The 23,068-nt window shown below is 73.2% G+C and carries 20 protein-coding genes and 1 riboswitch; of the genes, 11 read left to right on the forward strand and 9 right to left on the reverse strand.

What is annotated here, in order from left to right:
- Positions 1 to 72: 72 nt before the first annotated feature.
- Positions 73 to 312 (forward strand): hypothetical protein, encoded by a 240-nt coding sequence (locus BBH68_RS01185; RefSeq protein WP_065958275.1) that lies wholly within the window; start codon positions 73 to 75, stop codon positions 310 to 312.
- Here BBH68_RS01185 and moaA read toward each other — a convergent pair.
- From moaA to BBH68_RS01200, 3 genes are all read right to left on the reverse strand, one after another.
- On the reverse strand, positions 295 to 1,284 hold the full coding sequence (gene moaA / locus BBH68_RS01190; protein WP_065958277.1) for a GTP 3',8-cyclase MoaA: 990 nt from the start codon (positions 1,282 to 1,284) through the stop codon (positions 295 to 297). The genes BBH68_RS01185 and moaA overlap by 18 nt on opposite strands.
- Before the next feature lie 171 nt (positions 1,285 to 1,455).
- The gene (locus BBH68_RS01195; protein ID WP_065958279.1) at positions 1,456 to 3,054 is read right to left on the reverse strand and encodes a solute symporter family protein; all 1,599 of its coding nucleotides are present in this window, start codon (positions 3,052 to 3,054) and stop codon (positions 1,456 to 1,458) included.
- A complete protein-coding gene (locus tag BBH68_RS01200) occupies positions 3,051 to 3,407 on the reverse strand; it encodes a DUF485 domain-containing protein (RefSeq protein ID WP_065958281.1) in 357 nt (118 codons plus the stop codon). Before BBH68_RS01200 ends, BBH68_RS01195 begins: the two co-directional genes overlap by 4 nt.
- A gap of 273 nt (positions 3,408 to 3,680) precedes the next feature.
- Between BBH68_RS01200 and BBH68_RS01205 the strand changes: the two genes are divergently transcribed.
- The 8 genes from BBH68_RS01205 to BBH68_RS01240 all read left to right on the forward strand — a co-directional run bounded on the left by BBH68_RS01205 (position 3,681) and on the right by BBH68_RS01240 (position 13,795).
- Entirely contained in the window at positions 3,681 to 5,246 is a 1,566-nt protein-coding gene (locus tag BBH68_RS01205) for a S8 family serine peptidase (RefSeq protein ID WP_065958283.1), read from the forward strand.
- Between the two features lie 56 nt (positions 5,247 to 5,302).
- Entirely contained in the window at positions 5,303 to 6,847 is a 1,545-nt protein-coding gene (locus BBH68_RS01210) for a S8 family peptidase (RefSeq protein WP_065958286.1), read from the forward strand.
- 155 nt (positions 6,848 to 7,002) lie between these two features.
- Positions 7,003 to 8,004 carry a DEDDh family exonuclease gene (locus tag BBH68_RS01215; RefSeq protein ID WP_065958288.1) on the forward strand — a complete coding sequence of 334 codons (1,002 nt, stop codon included), beginning with the start codon at positions 7,003 to 7,005 and terminating at the stop codon, positions 8,002 to 8,004.
- A gap of 63 nt (positions 8,005 to 8,067) precedes the next feature.
- Entirely contained in the window at positions 8,068 to 8,301 is a 234-nt protein-coding gene (locus BBH68_RS01220; protein WP_076971072.1) for a hypothetical protein, read from the forward strand.
- 81 nt (positions 8,302 to 8,382) lie between these two features.
- Positions 8,383 to 9,306, forward strand: a complete 924-nt coding sequence (locus tag BBH68_RS01225) for an SURF1 family cytochrome oxidase biogenesis protein (RefSeq protein ID WP_065958293.1) — start codon at positions 8,383 to 8,385, stop codon at positions 9,304 to 9,306.
- A gap of 35 nt (positions 9,307 to 9,341) precedes the next feature.
- Entirely contained in the window at positions 9,342 to 11,147 is a 1,806-nt protein-coding gene (locus tag BBH68_RS01230; RefSeq protein ID WP_104531194.1) for a glycoside hydrolase family 15 protein, read from the forward strand.
- Positions 11,148 to 11,151: 4 nt separating this feature from the next.
- Positions 11,152 to 11,907, forward strand: coding sequence for an SDR family oxidoreductase (locus BBH68_RS01235; protein ID WP_065958298.1), 756 nt, complete (start codon positions 11,152 to 11,154; stop codon positions 11,905 to 11,907).
- 64 nt (positions 11,908 to 11,971) lie between these two features.
- Positions 11,972 to 13,795, forward strand: coding sequence for a SpoIIE family protein phosphatase (locus tag BBH68_RS01240; RefSeq protein WP_076971071.1), 1,824 nt, complete (start codon positions 11,972 to 11,974; stop codon positions 13,793 to 13,795).
- A gap of 123 nt (positions 13,796 to 13,918) precedes the next feature.
- Here the strand turns inward: BBH68_RS01240 and BBH68_RS01245 are convergent, their stop codons facing one another.
- The 6 genes from BBH68_RS01245 to BBH68_RS01270 all read right to left on the reverse strand — a co-directional run bounded on the left by BBH68_RS01245 (position 13,919) and on the right by BBH68_RS01270 (position 20,646).
- Positions 13,919 to 14,698, reverse strand: coding sequence for an enoyl-CoA hydratase/isomerase family protein (locus tag BBH68_RS01245; RefSeq protein ID WP_065958305.1), 780 nt, complete (start codon positions 14,696 to 14,698; stop codon positions 13,919 to 13,921).
- 116 nt (positions 14,699 to 14,814) lie between these two features.
- Positions 14,815 to 15,039 carry a helix-turn-helix domain-containing protein gene (locus BBH68_RS01250; protein WP_065958307.1) on the reverse strand — a complete coding sequence of 75 codons (225 nt, stop codon included), beginning with the start codon at positions 15,037 to 15,039 and terminating at the stop codon, positions 14,815 to 14,817.
- A gap of 348 nt (positions 15,040 to 15,387) precedes the next feature.
- Complete coding sequence (gene abc-f, locus BBH68_RS01255) at positions 15,388 to 16,986, reverse strand: ribosomal protection-like ABC-F family protein (protein WP_065958309.1); 1,599 nt, start codon at positions 16,984 to 16,986, stop codon at positions 15,388 to 15,390.
- Between the two features lie 158 nt (positions 16,987 to 17,144).
- Complete coding sequence (locus BBH68_RS01260) at positions 17,145 to 18,623, reverse strand: hypothetical protein (RefSeq protein WP_079150728.1); 1,479 nt, start codon at positions 18,621 to 18,623, stop codon at positions 17,145 to 17,147.
- A gap of 86 nt (positions 18,624 to 18,709) precedes the next feature.
- Positions 18,710 to 19,843 carry an alpha/beta hydrolase family protein gene (locus BBH68_RS01265; RefSeq protein WP_065958311.1) on the reverse strand — a complete coding sequence of 378 codons (1,134 nt, stop codon included), beginning with the start codon at positions 19,841 to 19,843 and terminating at the stop codon, positions 18,710 to 18,712.
- Positions 19,844 to 19,935: 92 nt separating this feature from the next.
- Positions 19,936 to 20,646: a class II aldolase/adducin family protein gene (locus BBH68_RS01270; RefSeq protein ID WP_079150729.1), complete on the reverse strand. Its 711-nt coding sequence runs from the start codon at positions 20,644 to 20,646 to the stop codon at positions 19,936 to 19,938.
- Positions 20,647 to 21,003: 357 nt separating this feature from the next.
- Between BBH68_RS01270 and BBH68_RS01275 the strand changes: the two genes are divergently transcribed.
- Together BBH68_RS01275 and BBH68_RS01280 are read left to right on the forward strand one after the other, a co-directional pair.
- Entirely contained in the window at positions 21,004 to 22,272 is a 1,269-nt protein-coding gene (locus BBH68_RS01275) for an inorganic phosphate transporter (RefSeq protein ID WP_065958312.1), read from the forward strand.
- Positions 22,273 to 22,284: 12 nt separating this feature from the next.
- On the forward strand, positions 22,285 to 22,551 hold the full coding sequence (locus BBH68_RS01280; RefSeq protein ID WP_065958313.1) for a hypothetical protein: 267 nt from the start codon (positions 22,285 to 22,287) through the stop codon (positions 22,549 to 22,551).
- Positions 22,552 to 22,774: 223 nt separating this feature from the next.
- Positions 22,775 to 22,974: riboswitch (cobalamin riboswitch) on the forward strand.
- Positions 22,975 to 23,068: the final 94 nt, after the last annotated feature.

A 23,068-nucleotide genomic window follows, 5' to 3' on the forward strand; every position in this document is an offset into this window, starting at 1 on the left:
CGACGCCGGGCGGCTCCCCCCGTGGCTGCCCGGCGTCGCCATGTCCGGCGCGGCTTCCGTAGAGTCTGCGGTGTGAACACTGCCGAGTCCGCCTCCGAGACCGACGCCGTCATCTGCTCAGCGAAGGGCTGCCGGGCCCCCGCCGTCTGGGTGCTGGCCTGGAACAACCCGAAGATCCACACGCCGGAGCGGCGCAAGACCTGGCTGGCCTGTGAGGAGCACCGCGGCCATCTCTCCGAGTTCCTCGGGGTGCGGGGCTTCCTGAAGGACGTGGTGACCCTGGAGGAGTGGGCCTCAGCCGCCGATCGCTGACATCGGGCGGTCGGGCTGCAGGAACGAGGGGTCGTCCAGGCCGGAGCCGGCCTTCTTGCCCCACATGGCGAGGCGCCAGAGCCGGGCGATCTCCGCGTCGGGCGCGCCGGAGCGCAGGGCGCCGCGCAGGTCGGACTCCTCGCGGGCGAACAGGCAGGTGCGCACCTGTCCGTCGGCGGTGAGCCGGGTGCGGTCGCAGGCGCGGCAGAAGGGGCGGGTGACGGAGGCGATGACCCCGACGCGGGCGGGGCCGCCGTCGACCAGCCAGCGCTCGGCGGGCGCGGACCCGCGCTCGTCGTCCCCTTCGGGGGTGAGGGTGAAGCGGGTGCGCAGGGCGGCCAGGATGTCCCCGGCGGTGATCATGCCCTCGCGCTTCCAGCCGTGCTGGGCGTCCAGCGGCATCTGCTCGATGAACCGCAGCTCGTAGCCGCACTCGAGGGCCCAGGCGAGCAGGTCGGGGGCCTCGTCGTCGTTGAGCCCCGGCATCAGCACCGCGTTGACCTTGACGGGGGTGAGCCCGGCGGCGTGGGCCGCCGCGAGGCCGCGCAGGACGTCGGCGTGGCGCTTGCGCCGCGTCATGGCCTGGAAGACCTCGGGGCGCAGGGTGTCCAGCGAGACGTTGACCCGGTCCAGGCCGGCGTCGCGCAGGGCCCGGGCGGTGCGCTCCAGGCCGATGCCGTTGGTGGTGAGCGACATCCGGGGGCGGGGGGTGAGGGCGGCGCAGCGCTCGACGATGCCGACGAGCCCGGGGCGCAGCAGCGGCTCGCCGCCGGTGAAGCGGACCTCGGTGACGCCGAGGTCGGTGACGGCTATCCGGATCAGCCGGACGATCTCGTCGTCGGTGAGCAGGTCGGGCTTGGCGAGCCACTGGAGGCCCTCTTCGGGCATGCAGTAGGTGCAGCGCAGATTGCAGCGGTCGGTGAGGGAGACGCGCAGATCCGTCGCGACGCGACCGTAGGTGTCGATCAGCATGGCGGCGGCCCCTCCACGGACTCGTTGGTGCTCGGCTTCGCGCCTTCTTCACGCTTCACTCAATTGTCTCGCAGCGTACGCGACGCCTGTGACATTCGAGGTCGCACGGGTCCGATGGCGCGGTCGGGCGGGTCCGTGGCGGGCCGCCGCCGGGGGTGCCGGGGCGCTCCGTCAGTGGGCGCCGTAGCCGGTGAGCGAGCGGACCTCCAGCTCCGCGTACTTGTCCTTGTCCGGCTTCTCCTTGGACAGCAGGGAGCCCACCCAGCCGAGCAGGAAGCCGAGCGGGATGGAGATCAGGCCGGGGTTCTCCAGCGGGAACCAGTCGAAGTCGGCGTGCTTGAACATGGAGCTCTCCTTGCCGGAGACGACCGGCGAGAAGAGCACCAGAACGACGGAGGAGATCAGTCCGCCGTAGATGGACCACAGCGCGCCCTGGGTGGTGAAGCGCTTCCAGAACAGGCTGTAGAGGATCGTCGGGAGGTTTGCGGAGGCGGCGACCGCGAAGGCGAGAGCGACGAGCCCGGCGACGTTGAGGTCGCGGGAGAAGACCCCGAGCACGACCGCGACGGCGCCGATGCCGACGGTCGCCCAGCGCGCGGCCTTGATCTCTTCCTCCTGGGTCGCCTCGCCCTTGCGGATGACGTTGGCGTACAGGTCGTGGGCGAAGGAGGACGAGGAGGCGAGGGTGAGTCCGGCGACGACGGCGAGGATCGTCGCGAAGGCGACCGCGGAGATCACGGCGAGCAGGACCGGGCCGCCGAGTTCCTCGGCGAGCAGCGGTGCGGCCGTGTTGCCGGCCTTGTTCGATGTGGTGATGTCGGTCTTGTTCAGCAGCGCGGCGGCGCCGAAGCCCAGTGCGATGGTCATCAGGTAGAACGCGCCGATGATGCCGATCGCCCAGTTCACCGAGTTACGGGCGGCCTTGGCGGTGGGGACGGTGTAGAAGCGGATGAGGATGTGCGGCAGGCCCGCGGTGCCGAGCACGAGGGCGAGGCCGAGCGAGATGAAGTCCAGCTTGGTGGTGCCCGTGACCCCGTACTTCAGGCCGGGCTCCAGGAACGCGTGGCCGAGCTTGGTGTTCTCCGCCGCCTTCCCCAGCAGGTCGGAGACGTTGAAGTCGAACTTGAGCAGCACCAGGAAGGTCATCAGCAGGGCGCCCGCGATCAGCATGACGGCCTTGACCATCTGTACCCAGGTGGTGCCCTTCATGCCGCCGATGGACACGTAGAGAATCATCACCACGCCCACGAGGACGACGATGAGGATCTTCCCGGCCTCGCTGGTGATGCCCAGCAGCAGGGAGACCAGCACGCCGGCGCCCGCCATCTGGGCCAGCAGGTAGAAGATCGACACGACGATGGTGGAGACGCCGGCGGCGGTGCGGACCGGGCGCTGGCGCATCCGGAAGGCGAGCACGTCGCCCATCGTGTAGCGGCCGGTGTTGCGCAGCGGCTCGGCGACCAGCAGCAGGGCGACCAGCCAGGCGACGAGGAAGCCGATCGAGTAGAGGAACCCGTCGTAGCCGGCGAGCGCGATGGCGCCGGCGATGCCGAGGAAGGACGCGGCGGACATGTAGTCGCCGGAGATGGCCAGGCCGTTCTGGAAGCCGCTGAAGGAGCGGCCGCCGGCGTAGAAGTCGGTGGCGTCCTTGGTCTGGCGGCCGGCCCATACGGTGATGCCGAGGGTCGCGAGGACGAAGACCGAGAAGAGGGTGATGATCAGCGGCCGGTGGTCCGAGGCGCTGTCGACCGCGAGCTGATGCAGGTTCATGCTCCACCGTCCAGGGTTGACTTGATCGCCGCCGACCGCGGGTCGAGCTTGGCCGCGGCGTGGCGGGAGTACCACCAGGCGATGAGGAAGGTGGTCAGGAACTGGGCGAGGCCGAACACCAGAGCGACGTTGATGTTGCCGACCAGCTTGGTGCCCATGAAGTCGTCCGCGTAGTTGGAGAGCAGGACGTACAGCAGGTACCAGCTGACGAACGCGATGGTGAGCGGGAAGGCGAACGAGCGGTGGGCGCGGCGCAGTTCACCGAACTCCGCACTCGCTTGCACCTCGGCGTAGGGGGGTGGTTCTTGCTGTCGCTGATCGTCGGGGCGATCGCTGGCCGGCGCGGTGTCCACGGTCTCTCCTGGTGAGGTGGCGTCTGACGGGGACGTGATACGGCGGTTGTAGTGATCCGGATCACGCATCGTAGGGCGACCGGGGGGCGCGCGACAGGGGCTGGTAGTTGAAAGGGGCGAATAAGTCGGCGGAGCGATTGACTCCGGGTGCTGTGGCGGGATTTCCTCCGGAATGCCTTGAGAGGGTCCTTGATCGACGATAGTTTCGCTCGTCATGTACCCGCCCACGCGCGACTCGCGCCGGGCGGTCTGCACGGATGATGTGGAGACCCCATGGCTCATCACAGACCGGCACACCCAGGTACCGGACGACCAGGCATCAGACGACGGCGCGCCCTGGCGGCGGTGCCGGCCGGGCTGGCGCTCACCGCGTCCCTCGTCCTGCTCCCCCAGGCGGCCTCGGCCATCCCCCGGGGCGCGCCCGCTTCCGCGGCCACGGCCGACGGCCCCACGCTGTCGTACGTGGTCAACACCGCCACCGACCGCGGCACCGTCGGCGCGGTGAAGAAGGCGATCACCGCGTCCCATGGCACGGTGGTGACCGCCTACGAACCCATAGGCGTCATCGTCGCCCGTTCGGCCGATCCCGACTTCGCGAAGACGATCCGCCAGGTGCGCGGCGTCCAGTCGGCGGGCGCCACCCGCACCGCGCCGCTGACCGCCGCGGCCACCACCGAGGTCGGCCGGCCCGAGAAGGTGACGGAGAAGCAGCGGAAGGCCGTCGCCGCGCGGGCCACCGCCGGCCAGGAGCCGCTGGAGCCCCTGCAGTGGGACCTCCCGGCCATCAAGGCCGACCGGGCCGCCAAGGTGGACCCGGGCAGCCGCAAGGTGACCGTCGCCGTCATCGACACCGGCGTGGACGACACCCACCCCGACCTCGCCCCCAACTTCTCCCGCGCCCAGTCGGCCAGCTGCGTGGGCGGCGTCGCCGACACCAGCCCCGGCGCCTGGCGCCCGTTCGACCCGGCCGAGGACTACCACGGCACCCATGTGGCCGGGGAGATCGCCGCCGCCCGCAACGGCGTGGGCGTGGCCGGTGTGGCCCCCGGCGTGAAGGTCTCCGCCATCAAGGTCAGCGAGCCGACGACGAGCCTGTTCTACGCGGAGAGCGTGGTGTGCGCCTTCGTCTTCGCGGCCGACCACGGCGTCGAGGTGACGAACAACAGCTATTACGTCGACCCCTGGAAGTACAACTGCGCGGCCGACCCGGACCAGAAGGCCATCGCCGACGCGGTCGGCCGGGCCTCGGCGTACGCGCAGCGCAAGGGCGTGGTCAACGTCGCCTCGGCGGGCAACTCCGGCCATGACCTCGCGGCCGGCTCGCTCACCGACACCACGAGCCCCAACGACACCACCCCGGTGGAGCGCACCGTGGACCCGTCGGCCTGCCCGGACGTGCCCGCCCAGCTCCCGGGCGTGGTCACGGTCGCGGCGACCGGCGTCACCTCCGCGAAGTCGTACTACTCCAACTACGGCCTGGGCCAGATCGACGTGGCGGGCCCGGGCGGCGACAAGTACCAGGTGCCCGAGCTGCCCGCCAAGGACGGCCGCATCCTGTCCACGATGCCCGGCGGCGACTACGCCTACCTCCAGGGCACTTCGATGGCCTCGCCCCATGTGGCGGGGGTCGCGGCGCTGCTGAAGAGCGCGCACCCCAGCTCCAGCCCGCAGGAGATCCAGTGGCTGCTGAAGGCCCAGGCGGACAACCCGGGCTGCCCCACCGGTGCGTACGACCCCGACGGTGACGGCGACACGGACGCCACCTGCACCGGCACCAAGCACATCAACAGCTTCTACGGCTACGGCATCGTCGACGCGCTGGACGCGGTCGCCCGGTGACCCCTCACGTCCCCCACGCCCGCCCATCCCTGAAGACCGGAAGAACCGGAGTACCCATGACGTCGCGCTCCCTCTCCCTGCCCGTGCGCGCCGCCGCGATACCCGCGGCCCTGGCGCTCACCTCCGCCCTGGCCTTCCTGCCCACGAGCGCCACCGCCGCCGGCCACTCGGCGGACGGCGGCGCCCAGGCCACCGCCGCCGCGGCCGACGGCCCGTCGCTGAGCTACGTCGTCAACACCCGGCCCGGCGCCAAGCAGACGGCCCGGGTCAAGGAGGCCATCGCCAAGGCCGGCGGCAGCGTCGTCGTGTCGTACGACCGGATCGGCGTCATCGTGGTCCACTCCGCGAACCCCGACTTCGCCAAGACCATCCGCACCGTGCGCGGCGTCTCCTCGGCGGGCGCCACCCGCACCGCCCCGCTGCCCGCCCAGTCCACCACCGACACCGGCGCGCCGCGGATGCTGACCGAGAAGCAGCAGAAGGCCGTGGCCGCGCGGGCCACCGCGGGGCAGGACCCGCTGGAGCCGCTGCAGTGGGACCTGCCCGCGATCAAGGCGGACAAGGCCCATGAGAAGAGCCTGGGCAGCCGGGACGTCACCGTGGGCGTCATCGACACCGGCGTGGACGACACCCACCCCGACCTGGCCCCCAACTTCGACCGCAAGGCGTCGGTCAACTGCGTCAGCGGCAAGCCGAACACCGCCGACGGAGCCTGGCGGCCCTCGGCCTCCGAGAGCCCGCACGGCACCCATGTCGCCGGGGAGATCGCCGCCGCGAAGAACGGCATCGGCGTCACCGGGGTGGCCCCGGGCGTCAAGGTCTCCGGCATCAAGGTGTCCAACCCGGACGGCTTCTTCTACACCGAGGCCGTGGTGTGCGGCTTCGTGTGGGCCGCCGACCACGGCGTGGACGTCACCAACAACAGCTATTACACCGACCCCTGGTACTTCAACTGCACCACCGACCCGGACCAGAAGGCCCTGGTCGAGGCCGTCACCCGCGCCTCGCGGTACGCGGAGGGCAAGGGCGTGGTCAACGTGGCCGCGGCGGGCAACGAGAACTACGACCTGGCCGCGGACTCCATCACCGACCCCTCCAGCCCCAACGACACCACCCCCGGCGACCGGGAGATCGACCCCCGCACCTGCCTGGACATCCCCACCCAGCTGCCGGGTGTGGTCACCGTGGCCTCGACCGGGGCCAAGGGGCTCAAGTCCTCCTTCTCCAACTACGGCCTCGGCGTGATTGACATCGCGGCCCCCGGCGGCGACAGCACCGCCTACCAGAAGCCGGCGCCCCCGGCGGAGAGCGGGCTCATCTACAACACCCTCCCCGGCGGCAAGTACGGCTACATGGCGGGCACCTCCATGGCCTCCCCGCACGTGGCCGGGGTCGCGGCGCTCATCAAGAGCACCCACCCGCACGCCTCCGCGTGGCAGGTCAAGGCGCTGCTCAAGGCCCAGGCCGACGACACCGCCTGCCCCGACCCGTACGACATCAACGGGGACGGCAAGGCGGACGCGGTGTGCGAGGGCAACGCCGCGTACAACGGCTTCTACGGGGCGGGGATCGCGGACGCCCTGGACGCGGTCACCCAGTAGGTCACCCAGTAGAACTGGCGCCATGCACGGGCCGTCGGGCGGGTTCGCCCGGCGGCCCGTACGCATGCTCCGACGCCGCGTCAGAGGAGCCGGGCGGGCCGCCCCTTGGGGTGGTGGCGGCGGACTGTCGGCGGGGGCCCGTATCCTCATGGACCATGCTCGAAGACCGCACGGCGGCCGCACCACGGCTCGCCCCCCAGCTCACCCCGCCGCCCGACCCGTGGCCGGACGGCTATCCCGAGGGGTACGCGGTCGTCGACGTGGAGACGACCGGGCTCGCCCGCGACGACCGGATCGTCTCCGCCGCCGTCTACCAACTGGACGGGCGCGGCGCGGTGCAGGACCACTGGTACACCCTGGTCAATCCGCAGCGCGACCCGGGGCCGGTGTGGATCCACGGCCTGACCAGCGAGGTGCTGGCCGACGCCCCGCTGTTCGGCCAGATCGCCGAGGAGCTGGCCGCGCGCCTGGACGGCCGGGTGCTGGTCGCGCACAACGCGGTCTTCGACTGGTCGATGCTCGCCCGGGAGTACGCGCGCGCGGGCAGCGCCGCGCCGGTGCGGCAGCGGCTGTGCACCATCGCGCTCTCCAAGGAGCTGGGCCTGCCGCTGCCCAACCACAAGCTGGAGTCCCTCGCCGCGCACTACGGGGTCGTCCAGCGGCGCGCCCACCACGCCCTGGACGACGCCCGGGTGCTCGCCGAGACCTTCCGGCCGAGCCTGCACGCGGCCGCCTCGACCGGGCTGCGGCTGCCCCTGCTCGCCTGCCAGCCGCTGACCGAGTGGTCCGACGCCCCCCGCCCGATCGGCTACCAGCGCTCGTACCGCTCCGCCGGCTGGCGCCCCAGCCGCAAGCGCCCGGCCTGCCCCTACCCCAACCCGGGGCGCTACGAGCCGGGCGGCCGGCTGGTGCAGGGCATGCGGGTGGCGTTCTCCGGCGACACCTCGATCGACCGCGAGCTGCTGGAGGACCAGGCCGTCGAGGCCGGGCTGCATGTGGCCACCAGCGTCTCCCGGCTCACCAGCCTGCTGGTCACCAATGACCCGGATGCCGCGACCTCCAAGATCACCAAGGCGCGTTCGTTCGGCACCCCGGTCATCGACGAGGCGGCCTTCACCCAGCTGCTGCGGGACGTGGCCCCCGCACCAAACAGGTGAAGTCGGACCAACACGCCCGCCCGCCGCTCCCCCACCGCGGCCGCAGCCCGCACCCTGTGCCCCATGGCACGTTGCGAGGTCTGCGGAAACGACTACCACATGACGTTCGAGGTGCACGCGCAGGGCGCGGTGCACGTCTTCGACTGCTTCTCCTGCGCCATCCACCGCATGGCGCCCATCTGTGAGCACTGCCGGTGCCAGATCATCGGCCAGGGCGTGGAGGTGGACGGCCACTTCTACTGCGGCGCCCACTGCTCCCGGGCCGAAGGGAGGGTGGGGATCATCGACCGCGTGTGAGCCCGCCCGCCGGCGGCGCGGGACCGCCCCTCGGTGCCCCCAGCGGCCGGGGGGCGACCCACGGCGAGTACTGTCAAGGACGTGTACCGCTTCCTGTTGTCCCGGCAGTGGGTGATCCTCACTCTGGTGGGCCTCGTCCTGATCCCGGTCATGATCCGACTGGGCTTCTGGCAGCTCCACCGTCATGAGCACCGGGTCGCGCAGAACGAGCTGATCGCGAAGAGCCTGGCCGCGCCCGCGGTCCCCGTCGACCGGCTCACCGCCCCGGGGCGCACCGTCGCCCACGACGACATGTGGCGCACGGTGACCGCCAAGGGCCGGTACGACACCCGGCACGAGGTGGTCGTGCGCCAGCGGACCGCCGCCGACGAGCAGTCCATCGGCTACTACGTGATCACCCCGCTGGTCATGGACGACGGCCGGGCCGTCCTCGTCAACCGCGGCTGGATCCCGGCGGGCAACGACCTCACCCGCTTCCCCAAGGTGCCCGCCGCCCCCTCCGGCGAGGTCACCGTCACCGGGCGGCTCAAGGCCGACGAGACGACCGGGAACAGCGGCATCAAGGACAAGCCGGGGCTGCCCGCCCGCCAGGTCATGCTGATCAACAGCGAGCGGCAGGCGAAGTCCCTGCCCCGGCCCGTCCTCGGCGGCTACATCGAGCTGACCACGTCCTCCCCGAAGGGCGCCGGCCAGCCGGAGCCGGTCCCGGCGCCGGATCACAGCGGCATCGGCCCGCACATGGCGTACGCCATCCAGTGGTGGCTGTTCTCCGCCGGTGTGCCCATCGGCTGGGTGATCCTGGTCCGCCGCGAGCTGAAGGACCGGGCGGCCGCGCGGGCCGCCGAGGCCGAGGCCGGCTCGGGGGACGGGCCGGACCCGAAGCCGGGCGCCGGGCCGGACACCGAGCCGGAAGCCGGGCAGGACGCCGGGCCGGGCGGCGGCGCGTCGCAGGCCAGGGGCGGATCCGGGGCCCAGCCGGCCCGCGCCGGGGCCGACGCCGAGTAGCGACTAATCGCCGACGCGCCGGGAAGATGCCCGATGTGACTTCGGCACTCGAGGACTACGCACTCATCGGGGACCACCAGACGGCCGCCCTGATCGGCCGTGACGGCTCCCTCGACTGGCTGTGCCTGCCGCGCTTCGACTCCCCCGCCTGCTTCGCCGCCCTCCTCGGCGGCCTCGACCAGGGCCACTGGCGGCTCGCCCCGGCGGGCGCGGGCGCGTGCACCCGCCGCGCCTACCTGGAGGACTCCCTCATCCTGGAGTCCGTGTGGGAGACGGCCGGCGGCACGGTCAAGGTCATCGACTTCATGCCACAGCGCGACCGGGCCCCCGATGTCGTCCGCATCGTCGAGGGCGTCCGCGGCCGGGTCGAGATGCTCGGCGTCCTGCGGCTGCGCTTCGACTACGGCCGGGTGGTGCCGTGGGTGCGCCGCAGCGACAGCCACCACGTCGCCGTCGCCGGCCCCGACTCGGTGTGGCTGCGCTCCGACCCGGCCGTGCACACCTACGGCCAGGACTTCAGCACCCGCTCCGAGTTCACCGTCTCCGCCGGGGACAAGGTCGCCTTCGTGCTGACCTGGCACCCCTCCCACGAGCCCCGGCCGCGCCAGATCGACCCGTACGAAGCCCTCGACCACAGCCTGAAGGGCTGGCGCGCCTGGGCCGCGCGATGCCGCTACCAGGGCCCCCACCGGGACGCCGTGGTCCGCTCCCTGATCACCCTCAAGGCGCTGACCTACGCGCCCACCGGCGGCATCGTCGCCGCCCCCACCACCTCGCTGCCCGAGCGCCTGGGCGGGGTCCGCAACTGGGACTACCGCTACTGCTGGCTGCGCGACTCCACCCTCACCCTGAGCGCCCTGCTGCTGGCCGGCTACCGCGAGGAGGCGGCCGCCTGGCGCGACTGGCTGCTGCGCGCGATCGCCGGCGACCCCGCCGAGCTGCAGATCATGTACGGCCTCGGGGGCGAGCGCCGGATCCATGAGTACGAGCTGCCCTGGCTGCCGGGTTACGCGGACTCCGCTCCCGTACGGGTCGGCAACGGCGCGGTCGGCCAGCGCCAGCTCGACGTCTACGGCGAGGTGATGGACTCCTTCCACCTGGCCCGGGGCTCCGGCCTGCCCGCCGAGCCGCACGCCTGGCAGATCCAGCGCGCCATGATGGACTTCCTGGAGTCCGCCTGGCAGGACCCCGACGAGGGCCTGTGGGAGATCCGCGGCCCGCGCCGCCACTTCGTGCACTCCAAGGTGATGGCCTGGGTCGCCGCCGACCGGGCGGTGCGCGCCCTGGAGGCCCACCCCGAGCTGCCCGGCGACATCGACCGCTGGCGCGTCATGCGGGAGACCGTCCACCGGGAGGTCTGCGAGAAGGGCTACGACGACACCCGCTCCACCTTCACCCAGTCCTACGGCTCCGCCGAGCTGGACGCGGCCACCCTGCTCATCCCGCGCGTCGGGTTCCTGCCCGCGGACGACCCCCGGGTGATCGGCACCATCGACGCGGTCCGCCGGGAGCTCAGCCACGACGGCCTCATCCGCCGCTACACCACCGACGGGGACCACGGGGGCGACGACGGCGGCAATGTCGACGGCCTCCCCGGCTCCGAGGGCGCCTTCCTCGTCTGCTCGTTCTGGCTGGCCGACGCCCTCATGCTGGCCGGCCGCCGGCAGGAGGCCGAGACCCTGTTCCAGCGCCTGCTGTCGCTGCGCAACGACGTGGGTCTGCTGTCCGAGGAGTACGACCCGAAATCGGGCCGGCTGCTCGGCAACTTCCCCCAGGCGTTCAGCCACATCGGCCTGGTGCGGACCGCCCTTACGCTCGCCGAGGACCGCAGGGCAGACTGAGCCCATGGATCTTGGACTCAAAGACCGGGTGTACGTCCTCACCGGGGCCAGCCGAGGGCTGGGCCTCGCGGCCGCCCGGGAGCTGGTCGCCGACGGCGCGAAGGTCGTGATCACGGGACGCGACGAGAAAACCACGGCGGAGGTCGCGGCCGAGCTGGGCCCGGGCGCCGTCGGCGTCGCGGCGGACAACGCCGACCCGGCCACGGCCGAGCGCCTTATCGCCACGGCCCGCGACCGCTTCGGCGGCTTCGACGGCGTGCTCATCAGCGTCGGCGGGCCCCCGGCGGGCCCGACGGCGGACATCACCGACGCCCAGTGGCAGGCGGCCTTCGACTCGGTCTTCCTCGGCGCGGTCCGCCTGGCCCGCGGCGCCGCCGCGGAGCTCCCCGCCGGCGGTGTGATCGGCTTCGTCCTCTCCGGCTCCGTCCACGAGCCGATCCCGGGCCTGACGGTCTCCAACGGGCTGCGGCCGGGCCTGGCGGGTTTCGCGAAGTCCCTCTCGCAGGAGGTGGGCCCGCGCGGCATCCGGGTCGTCGGCCTGCTGCCGGCCCGTATCGACACCGACCGGGTCCGCGAGCTGGACGCGCTGTCCGGCGACGCGGAGGCGGCCCGCGCCCGCCACAGCGAGCAGATCCCGCTGCGGCGCTACGGCAAGCCGGAGGAGTTCGGCCGGACGGCGGCGTTCCTGCTGTCGCCGGCCGCGTCCTACCTGACCGGCCTCATGCTCCCGGTGGACGGCGGCGCGCTGCACGGCTTCTGAGGCCCTCAGGGCCCGGTTCGCACGCCCCGGATCTCTCCTGGTACGCCACGGTGCGTGTCATAACATGGCAGCTAAATCACCTCATCGCCCACAGTGCCAGGAGCAGCAGGTGGGAGCCTTGCTTCCTCTCTCGCGGGAGTCCGTCGCACGCACCACGCTGCCCGGGACCTTGGGGGCGCCCGCGGCGGCGCGCGCGTTCGTCCGCACCGCGCTCACCGGCCCGGGCGCGACGGCGGTCCTCGGCCCCCGCCCGCTCGGCGACCGGCTGACCGAGGACGCCGTGCTCCTGGTGAGCGAGCTGGTCACCAACGCCGTCCTGCACGCGGGCACCGAGGTCGAGGTCGTCTGCCGGCTGCGGGCCACGCCCCCGGGCGTCGTGGTCGAGGTGATGGACCTCCACCCCGCCAGCGCGGTCTACGGCGGCCAGGGCACCCGGCGCCGCGGGCGCGGGCTCCAGCTGATGGGCGCGCTCGCGGAGTCCTGGGGGGTGACCTACCACCGCACCCGGAAGGCGGTGTGGTTCCGGCTGGACGCCGCGCGGAAGGGGGCCGGGGCCGAGGCCGTCCCGGGCGACACGGTGGGCGGCGAGGCGCGCTTCGCCAAGACCCTCGCCCCGGCCGCCCCGGCGCGGCACCGCGACGGGGCAGCCGGGTGGGTGGACCGCGGCGGGCCGTCGTTCCTCGCGGAGGCCAGCGACCTCCTCGCCGGGCAGCTCGACGAGAACATGGTCGCCGCCCTCGCCGGGCAGCTCCTGGTGCCCCGGCTCGCCGACTGGTGCGCGGTGTGGCTGAGCGCCGAGGGCCGAAGGCTGCGGCTGTGCCGTGTGTGGCACAGCGACGAGCGCCGCAACGACGCGCTGCGGCTGGCGCTGGAGAGCCATCCGCCGCCGACCGGACTGGACGCCTCGGGCACCCCCTGGCCCTGGCCCGAGCCCGCGGACAGCCGCGGCGCGGGCGGGGCCGCGGTGGCGTTCCCGCTGTTCGCCCAGGGCCGCAGCCACGGCGTGCTGCTGCTGGGCCGCGCGGGCGTGCCCCAGCTGAACGAGGGCGTGGCGCGGCTGTCGGGCGACGTGGCCCGTCGGGTCGCCCAGGCGGTGGCCACCGCCCGGCGGTACACCCGGCAGGCGACCATCAGCCGCGCGCTCCAGCGTCGGCAGCTGCCCACCTCCCTCGCCCACATCCCCGGCGTCGACACGGCGATCGTGTACGAGCCGCACGGCGAGGGCCAGACCGTCGGCGGCGACTTCTACGACCTGTTCCCGATGGGCCGCCGCCGCTGGTGCTTCCTGCTCGGCGATGTGTGCGGCAGCGACCCGGAGGCGATGTCGGTGACCGGGCTGGCCCGCCATCTCGTCCGGCTGCTGGCCCGCGAGGGCCACGGCGCCGAGTCGGTGCTCTCCCGGCTGAACCAGGCGCTGCTGGAGGAGGGCGCGGAGGCCGTGGCCGTCGGCGGGGAGCAGGCCCGGCCGCGCTTCCTGAGCCTGCTGTACGGGGAGTTGGAGCCCGACCCGGCCACCGGCGGCGCCCACTGCACCCTGGCCAGCGCCGGGCATCCGCTGCCGCTGCGGCTCACCGCCGACGGGTCGGTGGTCACCACGGGCAGCTCCCAGATGCTGCTGGGCATCGACGAGGACGCCGAGTTCCACGCCGACACCTTCGACCTGGCGCTCGGCGAGACGCTGCTGTGCGTCACCGACGGGGTGACCGAGCGCCGCAGCGGCAACCGGCAGCTGGACGACGACGACGGCCTCGCCGACATCCTGCGAGGGTGTACGGGCCTGGGCGCCAGGGCGGTGGCGGAGCGGGTCCGGCGCGCCGCCCACGACTTCGGCCCCGAGCCGATCGACGACGACCTCGCGGTGCTCGTGCTCGAAGCGGTGCGGGCGTAGCGGCGCGGGACCGGTGTGTGCGGGACCGGTGTGTGCCGTGGCGGTGTGTGCGGTGGCGGTGTGTGCTGTGGCGGTGTGTGCTGTGGCGGGCCGGGCGCGCAGGGCGCCCGGGCCCCCTCGCTCCTACTCGGCGACGCCCGTCAGGTCGCGCAGCCGGCGGGCCTGGGCGGCGCGCTCGGCGGCGCGCTGCTCCTCGTACGTCCGCTCCCCCGCCCCGCGCAGCAGCGCCTTGGTCTCGATCACGGCGTCCCGCGGCGCGGCGAGCAGGGCCGCCGTCAGATCACGGGCCGCGGCGTCGAGCTCCGCGGCGGGCACGACCAGGTTGGCCAGGCCGATGCGCTCGGCCTCCTCGGCGTGGACGAAGCGGCCGGTCAGGCAGATCTCCAGCGCCCGGCCGTAGCCGACCAGGGAGACCAGCGGATGGGTGCCGGTGAGGTCGGGGACCAGCCCGAGGCTGGTCTCGCGCATGGCGAACTGCGCGTCGTCCGCGCAGACGCGCAGGTCACAGGCGAGGGCCAGCTGAAAGCCCGCGCCGATGGCATGCCCCTGGACGGCGGCGACGGAGACGAGGTCGGGCCGCCGCCACCAGGTGAACGCCTCCTGGTACCCGGCGATGACCGCGTCCAGCTCCGCGTCGGAGCGGCGCGCCAGCTCGGGGAAGGACGGTTCGCCGTCGAACCCCTCCGGGGTGAACGCCCGCCGGTCGAGCCCGGCGGAGAAGGACTTGCCCTGGGCGCGCAGCACCACCACCCGGACGCTGCCCGGCAGCGCCCGGCCGGCCTCGGTCAGCGCCCGCCAGGTCGCGAACGACTGGGCGTTGCGCTTATCGGGGTTGGTCAGGGTCACCGTGGCGACCGAGTCGTCCACGGTGAGGTGAACGCCGTCCTTGTCCAGCAGGGTCACAGAAGCCTCCGGGGGTGCGGTCACACGACTAAGTGACTGAACAGTAACCACCCGGCCGACGGTCCGATCAACCGGGTGGCACCGCTCACACCCACCGATACGAAGCGCTTGGGGCCTCAGGCCGATGTTGTGGCCTTCTTGCCCCGCGTCGCTCCACCGCGACCACGCAGGGCCACGCCCGACTCACTGAGCATCCGGTGGACGAATCCGTAGGAGCGACCGGTCTCTTCGGCCAGCGCCCGGATGCTCGCACCGGAGTCGTACTTTTTCTTCAGGTCTGCCGCGAGCTTTTCGCGCGCGGCGCCGGTCACCCGGCTGCCCTTCTTCAGAGTCTCGGCCACCCGTGCCTCCTCATGGGAAGTGCGCTCTGGACTCTCATGATCACCCCTACGCGGCTTCCTGGCCACCCATTCGGCAAGGTCCGCGGAGGAAGGATTCCCCGAATTCATGGGGCGACCGCCCCCGGAATCAGAGATTCCGCAGGCAGCCGCGCCGAGGAGCGGTCCACATCGTGGACGAATCGGCAGGTCAGGCCGCGGGTGGGCGTGAGCGGGCCACCGCGCTCCGGCGCGCGGCACGCGTCACGCGCCGCTCGGCGGCGGCGCGCCGCGGTACGAGCCGTTCTCACTCAGATGAAGGATCACGCCTAGGCCGAATGATCCAGAGCGAACGATCTACGGGGGAGCGGGTCAGGCGAGCGCGACCAGATCCGCGTAGTCCTCGCCCCACAGGTCCTCCACGCCGTCGGGCAGCAGAATGATGCGCTCCGGCTGGAGGGCGTCCACCGCGCCCTCGTCGTGGGTCACCAGCACCACCGCGCCCGTGAAGGTGCGCAGCGCGCCGAGGATCTCCTCGCGGCTGGCCGGGTCGAGGTTGTTGGTGGGCTCGTCGAGGAGCAGCACATTGGCCGAGGAGACCACGAGGGTGGCCAGCGCGAGCCGGGTCTTCTCGCCGCCGGAGAGCACCCCGGCCGGCTTGTCGACGTCGTCGCCGGAGAACAGGAAGGACCCCAGTGTCTTGCGGATGTCCACCAGGTCCAGGTCGGGGGCGGCCGAGCGCATGTTCTCCAGGACCGTGCGGTCCGGGTCCAGCGTCTCGTGCTCCTGCGCGTAGTAGCCGAGCTTCAGGCCGTGGCCGTGGGTGACCTGCCCGGTGTCCGGCTTCTCGACCCCGGCCAGCAGCCGCAGCAGGGTCGTCTTGCCCGCGCCGTTGAGCCCCAGGATGACCACCCGCGAGCCCCGGTCGACGGCCAGGCCGACATCGGTGAAGATCTCCAGCGACCCGTACGACTTGGACAGGCCCTCGGCCGACAGCGGGGTCTTGCCGCAGGGGGCGGGGTCCGGGAAGCGGAGCTTGGCGACCTTGTCGGCCTGCCGGACCGCTTCGAGGCCGGACAGCAGCTTCTCGGCGCGGCGGGCCATGTTCTGCGCGGCCACCGTCTTGGTGGCCTTGGCGCGCATCTTGTCCGCCTGGGAGTTGAGGGCCGCGGCCTTCTTCTCCGCGTTGGCCCGCTCCCGCTTGCGGCGCTTCTCGTCGGCCTCGCGCTGGGCCTGGTAGAGCTTCCAGCCCATGTTGTAGATGTCGATGACCGAGCGGTTGGCGTCCAGGTAGAAGACCTTGTTGACGACCGTCTCGACCAGGTCCACGTCGTGGGAGATGACGATGAAGCCGCCGCGGTAGGTCTTCAGGTAGTCGCGCAGCCAGATGATCGAGTCGGCGTCGAGGTGGTTGGTCGGCTCGTCCAGCAGCAGGACGTCGGAGTCCGAGAACAGGATGCGGGCCAGCTCGACCCGGCGGCGCTGACCGCCGGAGAGCGTGTGCAGGGGCTGGCCGAGGACGCGGTCGGGCAGGCCCAGGCTCGCGGCGATGGTCGCGGCCTCCGCCTCGGCGGCGTACCCGCCCTTGGTGAGGAACTCGGTCTCCAGCCGCTCGTACTTCTTCATCGCGCGCTCGCGGGTGGCGCCCTTGCCGTTGGCCATCCGGTCCTCGTTCTCGCGCATCTTGCGGAGCACGGAGTCCAGGTCGCGCGCGGAGAGGATGCGGTCGCGGGCGAGGACGTCGAGGTCGCCGGTGCGCGGGTCCTGCGGCAGATAGCCGACCTGGCCGGAGCGGGTGATCGTGCCGGCGGCCGGGATGCCCTCGCCGGCCAGGCACTTGGTGAGCGTGGTCTTGCCCGCCCCGTTACGGCCGACCAGGCCGATGCGGTCGCCCTTGGCGACGCGGAAGGAAGCGGACTCGATCAGGACACGGGCGCCGGCGCGCAACTCGATGCCGGAGGCGGTGATCACGGAAATTACTCCAGGGCAGGGTGGACGGCGGGACGGGCGGGCGTGAGGAGGCCGACGCCGTCTAATGCGCGAGGAGAATTGCCATGCGATTAGTTTAGCGGGGCGCGCAAGCGTTTTTCCGCCCGGGCGACCGGGGGCGCCTCCCCGCGGGAGCCGCTTCAGACGCCGCCCGTGTGCACCTGGAAGGCCGCGCGCCGCACCGCCTTGGCGAGCGCCGGGTCGGGGTGGGCGGCGGCCAGCGCGACCAGGACCTGCACGGTACGCGGGTGGCCCACGGCCCGCACCTCCTCCAGCAGCGCCGGGACCGTGCCCTGCACGGCGGACTCCAGGTGGCGCACCAGCAGCGGGCTCTCGCCGTGGTCGGCGATGGCAGCGGCCGTGTCCACCCACAGCCAGGTGGCCTCCTCGCGGGTGAGCACGTCCAGGGCGTCCTCCGGGTCCACCCCCTCGTGCTCGGCCAGCCACAGCAGCGCGTACGGGCGCAGCGCGGACTCGTCGACCACGGCCCGCACCGCGGGCTCGGCGGGCGCCCCCACCACGCGCAGCGCCTCGAAGGCGAGCCCGCGCAACAGGGCGTCGTCCCCGCGCGCCGCCTCGATCAGCTCGCTGACGGCGCTACCGACGGGGCGGGCGGCGAGCCAGGCCCGGTACTCGGCGCGGGCCGGCCCGGGGGTCAGGCCCGCGCAGCCGCGCAGCATGTCGGCGGCGGGCTGCTCGATGTTCCCGGCGGGGCTCTGGGCGGCGACGCAGATCTGCTCCAGCTTGACCCACACCGCCCAGTTGCCGAGCGCCGTGAGCACGGCCTCGCGGCCTTGGTCCCCGGCTTCCCCGGAGCCGTCCAGCATCACGAGCGCGCCGACGGACGCGAGCGCGTCCAGGGCCCAGTCGAGCAGCGGTTCCAGGGAGCCCGGGGAGTCCAGGGAGCCTGAGGTGCCCGGGGAGCCCGGGGAGTCCTGGGAGGCTGGGGAGTCCGGGGCGCCCGGCTCCCCGGGGGGCGAGGGGTCCTCGGGGCCGGGGGCGGCCGCCGGGCCGTACGGCACCTCGCACCGCTCGGTGCGCAGCTCGACGACGCGCTGCCCGAGCATGTCGAGCAGCGTGGCGACCGGCACCGGACCGGCCGACAGCTGGAGCAGGGACAGCAGCTGCGGCAGCGCCTCGACGACCTCCGCCACGGCGGCGGGCTCGGCCGTCGCCGGGGCCGGGCGGGCCAGGGACCAGGCGTCGAGCAGCGCGACCCAGCCGCGCAGCACCGCGCTGTCGTCGCGGTCCCAGGCGCGCAGCCGCCAGCCGGGGCGGGCGGTGCCGCCGTGCAGCTCGATCAGGCCCACCAGACGGGCCCGGTCCCAGTCGGCCCGGGCCTGGTCGGGAGAGACCCCCAGCTCGGCGGCCGCCTCGGCCAGGGCCTCGGCGGAGAGCACGCCCGGCACACCGTGCCGGCTCGCGGCCCAGCGGGCGATCCGTACGGCACCGGCGAGTCCCGACCTGGCCTGTCTCGCCAGCTCCGAGGGCGGCGGTGTGCCCTCGGGCGGGCGGGGCGCCGGTCGGGAGCCGCGGTTCGGCACGGCCCGGCGGGCCGTGGCCATCGGCCGGTGGCGGACGAGTCGGAGCCGGGAGTCGCGCGGAGTACGGGACGTCACGGGAGCAGTCTCGCCGGTGACGGCCCGAAAGCCCAATCGGCACCCGTCCGGCGGTTGCCGGGGCACGCTTCCCGGGGCTCTTCGCTCTACATCAGCGGTGTCAGGAAGCGGCCCAGCATGTCCTCGTACCCCTCGGGGTTCGCGTTCCACATCGCGGCGTGCGGGGCCTGGCGGACCTGGTGAAGGGTGACCAGCTCGGAGTGGCGGGCGGCGAGTTCGCGGGAGGGGGCCCAGGGGGCGACCGTGTCGTCCGGGCCGTGGAGGATCAGGGTCGGCACCTTCAGTCCGTCCAGGTCGGCGGCCACCGCGTCCACCAGCCGTCCCTCGGGCAGCGCGGCCCGGCCCTCCGCGGCCCGTATCGCCAGGGGCAGCAGCGCGGAGGGGATCCGCCGGGCCGAGGCGAGGGCCCGCAGGGTGGCCCGCCAGTCGAGGACCGGGGAGTCCAGGACCAGGCCGCTGACCCGGTCCCGCACCGCGGAGTTCGCGGCGGCGAGGAGGGCCATCGTCGCGCCGGTGGACCAGCCGTAGAGGATGACGCTCTGCGCGCCGTGGCGCACCGCGTAGCGGATGGCGGCGTCCAGGTCGTGCCACTCGGTGCGGCCGAAGTGCCCGAGGCCGTCCTCGGGGCGGGGGGCGTCGGGGTCGCCGCGGTAGCCGAGGTCGAGCACGGGGAACTGCCGCTTGTGCAGGAACGGCAGGACCACCATGGGGTGCTCGCGGGTGGTGCCGAGGCCGTGCACGGTGATCACCCAGGCGGAGCGGTCGGCGGGTATGAACCAGGCGGGCAGCGGGCCCAGTTCGCCGGGCACGTCCACGTCGGTGTGGTCGAGCCCGAGGGCGTCCCGGGGGTCGCCGGTGTACACCTGCGGGGTGAACCGGACGCGGGTGCCGGGGGCGAGGGTGCCTCGGCTCACCCGCTCCAGGCGGCGGACCACGCAGTCCGCGGGGTGCGGGGCGTCCTCCAGGACCGGCCCGACCACGGCGTGGCATCCGGCGCCGGTGAGGCCGTAGGTGCCGGGGCGCAGCGAGGCGAGGCTGCGGGTGAGGGTGATCTGGCCGGCCGCGGTGGCGTGCACGGTGAGCGGCGGGTCGTGCGGCAGGGGCCGGTCGGGCCTCGGTTTCAGGGCAGCGTCGCTGGCGTACCGCCCGGCCGCCACCGCGGCCGCGCTGACACCGATCATCGTCGTGGCGGCCGCAACCGCCTTCGTCCGCAGGCGCATCCCTCCTAGTGTGGTCGTCCGGGGCGCCGGGGGCCAGCGGGCGGGCCCGGCCGGGTGAGCCGCCCGCCTCCCCGAGCGGGCCGGGGCCGGGTTCAGCGGGGCTGGCCGTAGCCGCTCAGCTTGTCCGCCGCCGCCCGCAGCTCGTCGGGGGACAGCAGGGCCGGGGTGTGGCCGGGGACGGCCGCGGCGGTGAGCCACACCCGGCACATCCACTCCAGCTGGGCGGTCCGGTCGTACGCCTGGTCGAGCGTGGCGCCGTGGACCACCGTGCCGTGGTTGCGCAGCAGACAGCCGGTGCGGTCGCGCAGCGCGGCGAGCATCTCGCGGGCCAGGGCGTCGGTGCCGTACAGGGCGTATCCGGCGACGCGCACCGGGCCGCCGAGCGCGCCGGTCATGTAGTGGACCGCCGGGACCTCGTCGACCAGCGTGGAGACCGCCGTGGCGTGCACGGCGTGGGTGTGGACCACGGCCGCGGCGTCGGTATGGCGGTAGACCGCGAGGTGCATGGGCAGCTCGCTGGTGGGGGCCAGCTCGCCGATGACCTGGCGGCCGTCGAGATCGACGCCGACCGCGTCGCCCGGGCCGAGCCGGTCGTACGGGACGCCGCTGGGGGTCACCAGCACCGTGTCGCCGACCCGGGCCGAGACATTGCCCGAGGTGCCGACGACCAGGCCGTCGGCGACGGTCCTGCGGGCCGTCTCGACCACCCGCTCCCAGGCCTGTGCCAGGTCCCGCCGCCCGGCGGGCCCCGGCGATCGCGTAGTCTCCGGCTCCGGTCCCGGCTTGGGCTTCGGCTTCGTCATGGCCCCTCACCTCCGGGCGCCGATCATGGCAGGCGAGCAGCCGTGTACGCATCAGGGAGGGGCCAGGGGATCACCGGTCCGCCTTCCCGACAGACGTGTCACCCCTGAGCCCACCTCAGTTCACCTTCCGTTCACCCCACGTCCTTACGGTCGTGGCGCACCCGTTGGCCGTCGCACGGATTGCCCGGGTGTGTGACTCCTCCCCCTCCTACAGGAGGGGGCTTCTCGTGCGGTCACCTCGGCGACCGCACGACGGCCAAGCCCTGACCGGCACCTCGCGGTGCACCACAAACTGTAGCGACCCAGTGGCGCTCCGTGCCACGAAGTGCGGGGATCGCACTCCCCCGAAGGAGTTCGATGGAACACATCACGCTTCTCATCGGGATCGTGATCATCACGGCCTTGGTGTTCGACTTCACGAACGGCTTCCATGACACCGCCAACGCCATGGCCACCACCATCTCCACGGGAGCGCTCGGCCCGCGGACCGCGGTGGCGATGTCGGCGGTCCTCAATCTCGTCGGCGCGTTCCTCTCGGTGGAGGTCGCCAAGACGATCTCCGGGGGGATCATCGACGAGGGCTCCGGAATCCGCCCCGAAGTGATCTTCGCGGGTCTGGTCGGAGCCATCCTCTGGAATCTGCTGACCTGGCTGGCCGGACTGCCCTCCAGCTCCTCGCACGCCCTCTTCGGCGGCCTCATCGGCGCCACCCTGGTCTCCGTCGGGATGGACGGGGTCAACAGCGACAAGATCGTCATGAAGGTCCTGATCCCGGCCGTGGCCGCGCCGATCGTGGCCGGTGTCGCGGCGATGGTCGCCACCCGGCTCACCTACCGACTGGCGCGCGGCCGCGACGACCAGGAGACCGCGAAGGGCTACCGCGCCGGGCAGATCGCCTCGGCCGCGCTGGTCTCCCTCGCCCACGGCACCAATGACGCCCAGAAGACCATGGGTGTGATCACCCTGGCGCTGATCACCGGCGGCGCGCTCGCCCCCGACTCCGACCCGCCGCTGTGGGTCATCGTCTCCGCGGGTCTGGCCATCGCCCTCGGCACGTACCTGGGCGGCTGGCGGATCATCCGCACCATGGGCAAGGGCATCACCGACATCCAGCCGCCGCAGGGCTTCGCCGCCCAGACCGGCGCCGCGACCGTCATCCTCGCCTCCTCCCACATCGGCTTCGCGCTGTCCACCACCCAGGTCTGCTCCGGCTCCGTGATGGGCGCGGGCCTCGGCCGCAAGGGCGGGGTGGTGCGCTGGTCGACCGCGGGCCGCATGGTCCTCGCCTGGGTGCTCACGCTGCCCGCCGCGGGTCTCGTCGCGGGCGGCGCGGCGCTCCTCGCGGACCAGGGCAACTGGGGCGTCACCGCCGTCGCCGTGATCGCGGTCGCCGCCTGCGCCGCGATCTGGGCGGCCTCGCGCCGCAAGCCCGTGGACCACACCAACGTCAACGAGGTCGAGACCGTGCCGGCTGAGCCGGTGGGCGTCGTCACGGCCGCCATCCAGGCTGTGGCCCCGCCGCCCGCCGGGCCGGTGGCCGCCGCCGCCGGACCGGTGGCCGCCGTCTCCTCCACTCCCTCCGCCACCCCGGCAGGCGCATCCGCGGCCACCGGCAGCACCAGCTAAGGAAGTAACGCGATGAGCATCGACTGGGCGGCCCTCGGCCAGGTCTTCGGCGTCAGTCTCGCGGTGACCGTCGGCTTCGTGGGCGTCTTCACCCTCGGCATCCTCGGCACCTCCCGCAAGGCCCAGCCGGCGGAGGCGGGCCCGGGCGCCACCTCCACCACCCCCGGCGCCTCGGCCACGGCGGGCGCGGCCCTCGGGCCCGCGCGTCTCGGCGCGTACGCCTGCTTCGCGCTGTGCGCGGCGGCCGTGGCATACGGCATCAATCTGATCGTGGCCTGATCCCCGCCTGACACCGGTCTGATCGATGACTGAGCTGACCTGACCCTGGCCTGATCCTGACCTGATCCTGCCCTGATCCGGAGAGGCACCACCGGCCGCCGGGCCGGGCCGCGCCGCACGGCGTGGTCCGGCCCGGCGGCCGTGGCGTTGAAGGGGTGCCGCGTCGGGGAGGTGTGTGGGCCTCGGCACACTCGCGCAGGGTGGGGCATTCGCGAGTTGACGGCCATTCGCGGCCCATGGTGGACTTCCGGAGCCAAACGGCGGCAGGAGAGGAAGCCGGTGAGAATCCGGCGCGGTCCCGCCACTGTCACCGGGGAGCGCTCTCCCATCGCCCTACGAGTCACGGCCGCCCGCGCGGAGGCTGGAAGACCGGGAGAACCGCGGATCCGGGAGCCAGGAGACTCTCACCGCCGGTCACGTCGAACCAGGGCGCGGACCCTGAGTGAGGACATACCGCCATGCCCGGCACCGCCATGCCGCCCCCTCCCACGAGGCCCCTCCCCCACGACCGGACGCG

Origin of the sequence: Streptomyces sparsogenes (genome assembly GCF_001704635.1) — a bacterium.
Taxonomy (GTDB): Bacteria; Actinomycetota; Actinomycetes; order Streptomycetales; family Streptomycetaceae; genus Streptomyces; species Streptomyces sparsogenes.

What these genes read in the sequence shown, in the direction of transcription:
- BBH68_RS01270 (WP_079150729.1), bottom strand. Translation starts at nt 20,646, where the DNA reads ATGACGAAGCCGAAGCCCAAGCCGGGACCGGAGCCGGAGACTACGCGA.
- moaA (WP_065958277.1), bottom strand. Translation starts at nt 1,284, where the DNA reads ATGCTGATCGACACCTACGGTCGCGTCGCGACGGATCTGCGCGTCTCC.
- BBH68_RS01280 (WP_065958313.1), top strand. Translation starts at nt 22,285, where the DNA reads ATGAGCATCGACTGGGCGGCCCTCGGCCAGGTCTTCGGCGTCAGTCTC.
- BBH68_RS01275 (WP_065958312.1), top strand. Translation starts at nt 21,004, where the DNA reads ATGGAACACATCACGCTTCTCATCGGGATCGTGATCATCACGGCCTTG.
- BBH68_RS01240 (WP_076971071.1), top strand. Translation starts at nt 11,972, where the DNA reads ATGGCAGCTAAATCACCTCATCGCCCACAGTGCCAGGAGCAGCAGGTG.
- BBH68_RS01215 (WP_065958288.1), top strand. Translation starts at nt 7,003, where the DNA reads ATGCTCGAAGACCGCACGGCGGCCGCACCACGGCTCGCCCCCCAGCTC.
- BBH68_RS01195 (WP_065958279.1), bottom strand. Translation starts at nt 3,054, where the DNA reads ATGAACCTGCATCAGCTCGCGGTCGACAGCGCCTCGGACCACCGGCCG.
- BBH68_RS01265 (WP_065958311.1), bottom strand. Translation starts at nt 19,843, where the DNA reads ATGCGCCTGCGGACGAAGGCGGTTGCGGCCGCCACGACGATGATCGGT.
- BBH68_RS01205 (WP_065958283.1), top strand. Translation starts at nt 3,681, where the DNA reads ATGGCTCATCACAGACCGGCACACCCAGGTACCGGACGACCAGGCATC.
- BBH68_RS01220 (WP_076971072.1), top strand. Translation starts at nt 8,068, where the DNA reads ATGGCACGTTGCGAGGTCTGCGGAAACGACTACCACATGACGTTCGAG.
- BBH68_RS01210 (WP_065958286.1), top strand. Translation starts at nt 5,303, where the DNA reads ATGACGTCGCGCTCCCTCTCCCTGCCCGTGCGCGCCGCCGCGATACCC.
- BBH68_RS01235 (WP_065958298.1), top strand. Translation starts at nt 11,152, where the DNA reads ATGGATCTTGGACTCAAAGACCGGGTGTACGTCCTCACCGGGGCCAGC.